The 9,761-nt window shown below is 70.2% G+C and carries 7 protein-coding genes; 6 read left to right on the forward strand and 1 reads right to left on the reverse strand.

Translation table 11 applies throughout. The features are described 5' to 3' along the window. Window positions 1-79: 79 nt before the first annotated feature. From dnaA to HUT12_RS32135, 5 genes are all read left to right on the forward strand, one after another. Complete coding sequence (dnaA, locus tag HUT12_RS32115) at window positions 80-1,942, forward strand: chromosomal replication initiator protein DnaA (RefSeq protein WP_176095602.1); 1,863 nt, start codon at window positions 80-82, stop codon at window positions 1,940-1,942. A gap of 777 nt (window positions 1,943-2,719) precedes the next feature. Next, window positions 2,720-3,853: a DNA polymerase III subunit beta gene (gene dnaN, locus HUT12_RS32120; protein ID WP_131054417.1), complete on the forward strand. Its 1,134-nt coding sequence runs from the start codon at window positions 2,720-2,722 to the stop codon at window positions 3,851-3,853. A 40-nt stretch (window positions 3,854-3,893) separates the two neighbouring features. Continuing rightward, window positions 3,894-4,766, forward strand: a complete 873-nt coding sequence (gnd, locus tag HUT12_RS32125) for a phosphogluconate dehydrogenase (NAD(+)-dependent, decarboxylating) (RefSeq protein ID WP_131054418.1) — start codon at window positions 3,894-3,896, stop codon at window positions 4,764-4,766. A 15-nt stretch (window positions 4,767-4,781) separates the two neighbouring features. Then, window positions 4,782-5,915: a DNA replication/repair protein RecF gene (gene recF, locus HUT12_RS32130; RefSeq protein ID WP_131054419.1), complete on the forward strand. Its 1,134-nt coding sequence runs from the start codon at window positions 4,782-4,784 to the stop codon at window positions 5,913-5,915. After that, the gene (locus HUT12_RS32135) at window positions 5,905-6,627 is read left to right on the forward strand and encodes a DUF721 domain-containing protein (RefSeq protein ID WP_254877014.1); all 723 of its coding nucleotides are present in this window, start codon (window positions 5,905-5,907) and stop codon (window positions 6,625-6,627) included. The genes recF and HUT12_RS32135 overlap by 11 nt, the downstream gene beginning before the upstream one ends. Before the next feature lie 54 nt (window positions 6,628-6,681). Here the strand turns inward: HUT12_RS32135 and HUT12_RS32140 are convergent, their stop codons facing one another. Next, window positions 6,682-7,263 carry a hypothetical protein gene (locus tag HUT12_RS32140; RefSeq protein WP_131053425.1) on the reverse strand — a complete coding sequence of 194 codons (582 nt, stop codon included), beginning with the start codon at window positions 7,261-7,263 and terminating at the stop codon, window positions 6,682-6,684. A gap of 537 nt (window positions 7,264-7,800) precedes the next feature. Between HUT12_RS32140 and gyrB the strand changes: the two genes are divergently transcribed. Further along, complete coding sequence (gene gyrB, locus HUT12_RS32145) at window positions 7,801-9,747, forward strand: DNA topoisomerase (ATP-hydrolyzing) subunit B (protein ID WP_131053424.1); 1,947 nt, start codon at window positions 7,801-7,803, stop codon at window positions 9,745-9,747. Window positions 9,748-9,761: the final 14 nt, after the last annotated feature.

Raw genomic sequence — 9,761 nt, forward strand, 5'->3', positions numbered from 1 at the left:
CACACCGCTCGGTACCCGGCATCCGGACAGCCGGGAGACGGCGGCGTCCGGGGAGCAGAGGCGAGGGGGTGGCACGACGGTGGCCGGTACGACCGACCTTGCCGCGGTGTGGACGGCGACCACGGACGAGCTCGCCGACGAGATCATCTCCGCGCAGCAGCGGGCGTACCTGCGGCTGACCCGGTTGCGGGCCATCGTCGAGGACACCGTGCTGCTCTCGGTGCCGGACGCGTTCACCCGCGACGTGATCGAGTCCCGGCTGCGCCCGGCCATCACCGAGGCGCTCACCCGACGGCTGGGTCGACCGATCCAGGTCGCCGTGACCGTCCGCGTACCCGAGGACGGACATCCCACCGGCACCGTCTACCGCAGTGTCCCGGAGTCCGGCATCGGCGTCCCGGACGGCCCAGTCGACTACGACGCTCGCGGACCGGACGGAGGCCCCGCCGGTGACACCGGTCGGCAACAGCTCCCCCTGATCCCGGAACAGCCACAGCCCGGCCGGTTCGACCGGCCCGTGGCGGAGGTGCCACCGGCGGACGGCGGCGGACGTACCGGTCCCGCGATGGTCGACGGCCAGGAGACACTCTTCGGCCACGCCTTCGGTGAGCCGACCCGGCAGCACGACCGGCAGCACGACCGGCAGCACGACCGGCCGACCGAGGTGCCCCGACGGCCCGCCGACCGACTCGGCTTCACCGAGCAGACCGGTCGTCTGGACCCGCCGCCGAACGGCCCACGCGGCTTCGCCGGCCGGTACGGCGAGGACCACGGCGTCTCCCCCCGCGACCAGCACGTGATCCGGGCCATGCCGAACGACGGCGGCACCGACAGCGGGCCCGGTCGAGGCAGTCCCGACCACCGCCCGGTCGGACGTGACGACCGCCGGCTGCCGACCGGCGCGGACAGCGGCGGCAACCGGCTCAACCCGAAGTACATGTTCGAGACGTTCGTCATCGGTTCCTCGAACCGGTTCGCGCACGCGGCGAGCGTGGCGGTGGCCGAGTCGCCCGCGAAGGCGTACAACCCGCTGTTCATCTACGGCAGTTCGGGGTTGGGCAAGACCCACCTGCTGCACGCCATCGGGCACTACGCCACCACGCTGGGCAACGCCCGCTCGGTCCGGTACGTCTCGACCGAGGAGTTCACCAACGACTTCATCAACTCGCTGCGGGACGACAAGACCAGTGCGTTCCAGCGCCGCTACCGCGACGTCGACATCCTCCTGATCGACGACATCCAGTTCCTGGAGAACCGCGAGCGCACCCAGGAGGAGTTCTTCCACACGTTCAACACGCTGCACAACGCCAACAAGCAGATCGTGATCACCTCCGACCGCTCGCCGAAGCAGTTGGCGACGCTGGAGGACCGGCTGCGGACCCGGTTCGAGTGGGGCCTGCTCGCCGACATCCAGCCGCCGGACCTGGAGACGCGGATCGCGATCCTGCAGAAGAAGGCGGCCCAGGAGCGGCTGTACGCCCCGCCGGACGTGTTGGAGTTCATCGCCTCCCGGGTCTCGAACTCGATCCGGGAACTGGAGGGTGCCCTGATCCGGGTCACCGCCTTCGCCAGCCTGACCCGGTCGAGCGTGGAGCTGTCGCTGGCCGAGGAGGTCCTGCGGGACTTCATCCCGGACGGTGCCGGCCCGGAGATCACCGCCGACCAGATCATGGTCGCCACCGCCGACTACTTCGGCGTCAGCCTGGAGGACCTGCGCGGGCACTCCCGTTCCCGGGTACTGGTCAACGCCCGCCAGGTGGCCATGTACCTGTGTCGGGAGCTGACCGACCTGTCGCTGCCCCGTATCGGGCAGGCGTTCGGCGGCCGGGACCACACCACCGTCATGCACGCCGACCGCAAGATCCGTCAGCAGATGGCCGAGCGGCGTTCGCTCTACAACCAGATCGCCGAGCTGACCAACCGGATCAAGCAGAACACCTGAGGCGTACGCGCGTCCCACAGCGGTTTCCACGACCCGGCCGGAGCCTCGGCCGGGTCTCTTTTCGGTATCGACCGTGGACCCTCGACGAGGTGTAGACCACACCCTCGGAGGCGTGTCCGCTCCGGCTCGCGCTCGTTGTCCACAGCTCGTTGTCCACCGCCGGTGGATAACCACGGACGGTCGGCACCCAGTTACCCACAGGCTGTGGAGAAACCCTGGGGACAACCCTGTGGACGCCTGTGGGCGACTGGGGACAACTCGTCGCTCTGTCCACCGGCGACGGCCCGCCTGTGGACGCCCTGTTGAAGGTTCTGGGGATGACGGGGTCCGAGGCCGTCTCCGTTGTCCACAGGACTGGGGAGAAAGTCGGTGGATTACCGGTGGACAACCGGTGGACGACGGTGGACAACGCGGTGCACGACGGGGGCCTGTGGACCGACAGGCCGGTTGTACCCCAGGTTCTCCACAGCTAACCCACCGGTGGATAACCACTCTGACCTGCGTCGACGCGAGTTCTCCACAGTTTGCACAGGTGCGATGAAGACGATGGGTTATCTCTTCTAAAAGAACGAAAACCAATCATCACCGTTGGACTTCCTGTGGATCGGGCCGAAGCTGCCGGGGGCACCCGTCAGCATCGACTCGATCGCCGGGGTCGGGCGCACAGCCGATACCCTCGCGCCCTAAGGTTCGATGGGTACCCGCACGCCAGGTGGGTCGGCGGGTAGCGGCCGGCATGAGAGAGTTGACGACGTCGACGTCGACGCGGAGGCATTGATGAAGTTCCGAGTGGAGCGCGACGCGCTCGCCGAGGCCGTGGCCTGGACCGCGAAGAGCCTGCCCAACCGGCCGTCCGTACCGGTGCTGGCCGGGGTGCTGCTCCGGGTGACCGAGGGCAGCCTGCAGGTCTCCGGCTTCGACTACGAGGTCTCCAGCCAGGTGACGGTGGAGGTGCAGGGCGACGCCGACGGCGCCGCGTTGGTCTCCGGTCGCCTGCTCGCCGAGATCACCAAGGCACTGCCGGCCAAGCCGGTGGACATCGCCGCGGTCGGGGCCCACCTCGAACTGGTCTGCGGCAGCGCCCGGTTCACCCTGCCCACCATGCCGGTGGAGGACTACCCGACCCTGCCGGAGATGCCGGAGAGCGCCGGCACCGTCGACGCCGCCGCCTTCGCCGCCGCGGTCGCCCAGGTGGCGGTCGCCGCCAGCCGGGACGAGACGCTGCCGATGATGACCGGCGTACGCGTCGAGCTCTCCGGCGGCACGCTGGCCATGCTCGCCACCGACCGCTACCGGCTGGCGTTGCGTGAGATGGAGTGGAACCCGGACGACGCGGACATCAGCATCAACGCGCTGGTGCCGGCGCGGACCCTCAACGACACCGCCAAGACCCTCGGGCCGCTCGGCGGCCACGTCGTCCTCGCCCTCTCCCAGGGCGCTGCCGGCGAAGGCATGATCGGTTTCTCCGGTGGCACCCGGCGGACCACCAGTCGCCTGCTGGACGGCGCGAACTACCCGCCGGTGCGGTCCCTCTTCCCGGCCACCCACAACGCCGACGCCCGGGTGGCCGTCAGCACGCTCATCGAGGTCGTCAAGCGGGTCGCGCTGGTCGCCGAGCGGACCACCCCGGTGCTGCTCAGCTTCAGCACCGACGGGCTGGTCGTCGAGGCCGGCGGCACCGAGGAGGCCCGGGCCAGCGAGGCCATGGAGGCCACCTTCACCGGCGAGCCGCTCACCATCGGCTTCAACCCGCAGTACCTGATCGACGGACTGGCAAACCTCGGGTCCCAGTTCGCCGTGTTGCAGTTCGTCGACGCCTTCAAGCCTGCGGTGATTTCCCCCGCCGGTGAGGATGGCGAGCTCATCCCTGGGTACCGGTACCTCATCATGCCGATCCGCGTGTCCCGCTGATCGGCAGAGCACACCCGAAACCCACGAAAGGTAAGAACCGATGCAGCTCGGCCTGGTAGGACTCGGCCGGATGGGCGGCAACATGCGCGAGCGGTTGCGCGCTGCCGGTCACGAGGTGGTCGGTCTCGACCACAACTTGGAGCTGAGTGACGTCACCAGCCTGGCCGAGCTGGCGGAGAAGTTGGATGCGCCCCGAGCGGTCTGGGTGATGGTGCCCGCCGCCGTCACCGACGCCACGATCGACGAACTGGCCGAGGTCCTCGGCGAGGGCGACCTGATCATCGACGGCGGCAACTCGCGGTTCAGCGACGACGCCCTGCGCGCCGAGCGCCTCAACGAGCGCGGCATCGGCTACGTCGACGTCGGGGTCTCCGGCGGGGTCTGGGGCCGGGAGAACGGCTACGGCCTGATGGTCGGCGGTGCCGAGGAGCACGTCGAGCGGCTGAAGCCGATCTTCGAATCGCTCAAGCCCGAGGGCGAGTTCGGTTTCGTGCACGCCGGCCCGGTCGGCGCCGGCCACTACGCCAAGATGGTGCACAACGGCATCGAGTACGGCCTGATGCACGCCTACGCCGAGGGCTTCGAGCTGATGGCCGCCTCGGAGCTGGTCACCGACGTACCGGGCGTCATCAAGTCCTGGCGCGAGGGCACCGTGGTGCGCTCCTGGCTGCTGGACCTGCTCGACCGGGCGCTGGACGAGGACCCGGAGCTGAACCAGCTCAGCGACTACACCGAGGACACCGGCGAGGGACGCTGGACGGTCGACGAGGCGGTCCGGCTCGCCGTACCCCTCCACGTCATCACCGCGTCGCTCTACGCCCGGTTCGCCTCCCGGCAGGACGAGTCACCGGCGCTGAAGGCCGTCTCCGCACTGCGCCAGCAGTTCGGCGGGCACGCCGTCCGTAAGCGCTGACCGGCGCCCGGCCCCGTGTACGTCCGCCGGATCGAACTGGTCGACTTCCGCTCGTACGAGCGGGTCGGCGTCGACCTCGAACCGGGGCCGAACGTGCTGATCGGCGCCAACGGCGTCGGCAAGACCAACCTGGTCGAGGCGCTCGGTTACGTGGCGACGCTCGACTCGCACCGGGTCGCCACCGACGCGCCGCTGGTGCGTGCCGGGGCCACCGCCGCGGTGATCCGCTGCGCGGTGGTGCACGAGGGCCGGGAACTGCTGGTCGAGCTGGAGATCGTGCCGGGCAAGGCCAACCGGGCCCGGCTCGGCCGTTCACCGGCCCGCCGCGCCCGGGACGTGCTCGGCGCGCTGCGGCTGGTGCTGTTCGCACCCGAGGATCTCGAACTCGTCCGGGGCGACCCGGCGGAACGCCGCCGCTACCTCGACGACCTGCTGGTGTCGCGCCAGCCCCGGTACGCGGGGGTGCGCGCCGACTACGAGCGGGTGGTCAAGCAACGCAACGCACTGCTGCGGACGGCGTACCTGGCCCGCAAGACCGGTGGCTCGCGGGGCGGTGACCTCTCCACCCTGGCCGTCTGGGACACCCACCTGACCCGGCACGGCGCCGAGCTGCTCGCCGGCCGGCTGGAACTGGTCGCCGCGCTGGCGCCGCACGTGGCCAAGGCGTACGACGCGGTGGCCGCCGGACGCGGCGCGGCGGGCATCGCGTACCGACCGTCGGTGGAACTCGCCGAGCCGACCACCGACCGGGAGGCACTGGCCGAGATCCTGGCCGCCGCGCTCACGGAGTCCCGGTCCGCCGAGATCGAGCGGGGCACCACCCTGGTCGGTCCGCACCGCGACGAACTCGCCCTCACCCTCGGCCCGCTGCCGGTGAAGGGGTACGCCAGCCACGGCGAGTCGTGGTCGTTCGCGCTCGCGCTCCGGCTCGCCGGCTACGACCTGCTGCGCGGCGACGGGATCGAACCGGTCCTGGTGCTCGACGACGTCTTCGCCGAGTTGGACTCCGGACGGCGGGAACGGCTGGCCGGCCTGGTCGACGGTGCCAGCCAGTTGCTGGTGACCTGCGCGGTCGCCGACGACGTACCGCCGGCACTGCGCGGCGTCCGCTTCGAGGTGGCCGAAGGGACGGTGCGTCGTGTCGGATGAACCGGAGCGCCCGCGTCCCCGCGCCCGAGGGACCGACGACGGTGCCGCAACGCCCCGACGTGCGACCCGGAGCCGGACGACGCGCGGCGCGGCGGGCAAGGCCGCCCCGACGGGCGGCGACGAGGCCGGTGCGTCGCCCTCGAACGACTCAGGTCGATCCGCCACCGACGGTGGCCCGGCGGGCGCGGGAAGCCCGCCGGCCGGTGACGACGGCGCGTCCGGGCCGCAGCTCGCTCGGGCGGTGCTGGACGCGGCGAAGGCCCGTCGGGAGGCCGCCAAGCCGCGCCGACGCGGCGCCGCCGGAGCGGGTACGGGCGAGCGGCGGTTGCGCGGCTACTCCGGCCCGGGGCCCGACCCGCGTGATCCGCAACTGCTCGGCACGGTGCTGGCGCGGCTGGTGAAGGCGCGCGGATGGCAGCAGCCGGCCGCCGAGGCGACCGTCTTCGGTGCCTGGGAGCGGGTCGTCGGGCCGGAGGTGGCCCAGCACAGCCGCCCGGTCAAGCTGGAGAACGGCGAGCTGACCGTGGAGGCCAGGTCCACCGCCTGGGCCACCCAGCTCCGCCTGCTCGCCGGGTCGCTGCTGCAACAGATCGGCCGGGAGGTCGGCCACAACGTGGTGCGCAAGCTGCACATCCACGGCCCGGCCGCGCCCTCCTGGTCTCGCGGGCCACGGCGGGTACGCGGCCGTGGCCCCCGGGACACGTACGGCTGACGGAATGCGTGTGGCGTACGCCGCACCCCGGAAGGTGCGGCGTACGCCTGCGCGTCAGGACTGTGCGGCCCGGCGCGGCGCCGCCGACTCGGCGTAGACGGCGAAGCCCCGCTCGGCGCAACGCCGGTAGAAGGCGGCCACCACGCTCAACTCGGCGCAGGTGAAGGTCCACTGCGGGGGTGCGCCGCTCTCGTCCAGCAGGGCGTCCAGCCTGCTGTCCAGCCACCGCAACTGCTGCTCGGCCAGGCGACCGTCGGCGAGCAGCGACCGCAGTACGGTGCCGACCGACTCGAACGTGACCGCCTCGCCGTGCGGCCGGTGCGTGATGACGAAGCGTTCGATGCCGCCCGCGATCCAGGCGCACCCGTCCGGGTCGATGACCGGGTCCTCGTCCTCCGCCGCCGCGTCTGTGGCGTAGAGCACACCGTCGAGTCCGAGGATCAGATCGACCACCTCTGTGTACGCGGTGGCCCGGACCGTACCTGTCTTCGCGATCAGTTCGGCGAGCGCGGCGGTCGGCGCCGAGATCCCCGGTACGTCGACGATCTCGCCGAAGTCGACGAAGTCGGCCGGCGCGACCGGATCGTAGAACTGGCCGGTCCGCGGCCACTGGACCGCGACGTTGTCCAGCCCCATCTTGGTGTCACCTCTCAACGGGCACGGTGGGTCAATCGGGTCGATCGTCCGGTTCCGGCCGTGAAAGATCAAGGCCGGCCCGCCACCTGAAGGGCGGCAACGCCAATGGTGGGCGATACCGGCCAGTAGCACCGTCGGGGCCGTCACCCGGGTCGTGTCGCCGTCACGCGACGGATCCGGCGATCATGCCCTTGCGTGTAGGGGGAGTAGCAGACAGCGCGGTTCGGCCCGCTGCGTTAATCTCAGCCGCCGCGAAGGGGTGCCGAGTGGTGGTTCTGTCGCCCGCGCACAGTAAGATTGGTGTGAGACGAAGACCCGGTGCGGAGCGACGGGTCACGGGTCCGACACGGGCCCGCGATCATTGTCCGACTCGGGTCGAGCCGATCGCGATCCGCGGGCACCCGCGGCGACCGGCGCGTTCGACCCGTAACCCGGAATTGTTCCCGGTGCCGGTCTGCGTGCCGACGTCGCGTCCTGTCCGCCGAACCTGCGCCGGACGTGCCTGACGGCGCGGACGGCGCGAGAAAGTGGCCGAGGGTGGCAGCGCAGGACAATCAGCAGTACGGCGCCGAGTCGATCACCGTCCTCGAAGGTCTGGAGGCGGTCCGTAAGCGGCCCGGTATGTACATCGGGTCCACCGGCGAGCGGGGCCTGCACCACCTGGTGTGGGAGGTCGTCGACAACGCGGTGGACGAGGCGCTGGCCGGTCACTGCGACACGATCGACGTGGTGCTGCTCGCCGACGGAGGCGTACGGGTCACCGACAACGGGCGTGGCTTCCCGGTCGACCTGCACCCCAAACTGAAGAAGCCGGGCGTCGAGGTGGCGCTGACCGTGCTGCACGCCGGCGGCAAGTTCGACGGCAAGGCGTACGCGGTCTCCGGCGGCCTGCACGGCGTCGGCGTCTCGGTCGTCAACGCCCTCTCCACCAAGATGGCGGTGGAGATCCACAAGGACGGCTTCGTCTGGCGTCAGGAGTACCACCACTCCAAGCCCACCACCCTGGAGAAGGGCGAGCCGACCGACACCACCGGCTCGGCGGTCTCCTTCTGGCCCGACCCCGACGTCTTCGAGACGGTCGACTTCGACTTCCAGACCATCTACCGCCGCCTCCAGGAGATGGCCTTCCTGACCCGTGGCCTCAAGATCCATCTGCTCGACGAGCGGGTCGCCGAGGGCGAGGAGGGCAAGCTCCGCGAGGTGACCTTCCAGTACGAGGGCGGCATCGCCGACTTCGTCCGGCACCTCAACGCCTCGAAGAGCCCGATGCACAAGACGGTGATCGAGTTCGGTGCCGAGGAAGAGGGCATGTCGCTCGAGATCGCCATGCAGTGGAACGAGTCGTACGGCGAATCGGTCTACACCTTCGCCAACAACATCAACACCCACGAGGGCGGCACCCACGAGGAGGGCTTCCGGGCCGCGCTGACCAGCGTGGTCAACCGCTACGGCGCGGACAAGAAGCTGCTCAAGGGCGACGAGAAGCTCTCCGGCGAGGACATCCGCGAGGGCCTCGCGGCGATCATCTCGGTCAAGCTGACCAACCCGCAGTTCGAGGGTCAGACCAAGACCAAGCTCGGCAACACGCCGGTGAAGAGCTTCGTCCAGCGGGTCTGCAACGACCGGTTGGTCGACTGGCTGGACCGCAACCCGGCCGAAGCGAAGATCATCATCACCAAGGCGTCCCAGGCCGCCCGCGCCCGGATCGCCGCCCAGCAGGCGCGCAAGCTGGCCCGTCGCAAGTCGTTGCTGGAGTCCGGCTCGATGCCGGGCAAGCTGGCCGACTGCCAGTCGACCGACCCGCGCGAGTCCGAGGTGTTCATCGTCGAGGGTGACTCGGCGGGCGGCTCGGCCAAGCAGGGCCGCGACCCGCGTACCCAGGCGATCCTGCCGATCCGCGGCAAGATCCTCAACGTGGAGAAGGCCCGGATCGACCGGGTGCTCAAGAACAACGAGGTGCAGGCGCTGATCACCGCGCTGGGCACCGGCATCCACGACGACTTCGACATGGAGAAGCTGCGCTACCACAAGGTGGTGCTGATGGCCGACGCCGACGTCGACGGTCAGCACATCCAGACGCTGCTGCTCACTCTCCTGTTCCGCTTCATGCGGCCACTGGTCGAGCTCGGTCACGTCTACCTCGCCGCCCCGCCGCTCTACAAGATCAAGTGGAACAAGAAGGGCGACGACGCGCAGTACGCGTACTCCGACCGGGAGCGCGACGGGCTGATCGCGCTGCGTCAGCAGAAGAAGCCGAACGCCAAGCCGGACGACATCCAGCGGTTCAAGGGCCTCGGCGAGATGAACTACCCGGAGCTGTGGGAGACCACGATGAACCCGGCGACCCGGACGCTGCGTCAGGTCACCCTGGACGACGCCGCCACCGCCGACGAGCTGTTCAGCGTCCTGATGGGCGAGGACGTCGAGGCACGCCGTTCGTTCATCCAGCGCAACGCCAAGGACGTCCGCTTCCTGGACATCTGACGGGCGCGCCTGCC

This window comes from Verrucosispora sp. NA02020 (assembly GCF_013364215.1).
GTDB lineage: Bacteria > Actinomycetota > Actinomycetes > Mycobacteriales > Micromonosporaceae > Micromonospora.

Excerpts from the sequence above, each read along its gene's own strand:
- dnaN (WP_131054417.1), top strand. The coding sequence starts at position 2,720 with ATGAAGTTCCGAGTGGAGCGCGACGCGCTCGCCGAGGCCGTGGCCTGG.
- gnd (WP_131054418.1), top strand. The coding sequence starts at position 3,894 with ATGCAGCTCGGCCTGGTAGGACTCGGCCGGATGGGCGGCAACATGCGC.
- HUT12_RS32140 (WP_131053425.1), bottom strand. The coding sequence starts at position 7,263 with ATGGGGCTGGACAACGTCGCGGTCCAGTGGCCGCGGACCGGCCAGTTC.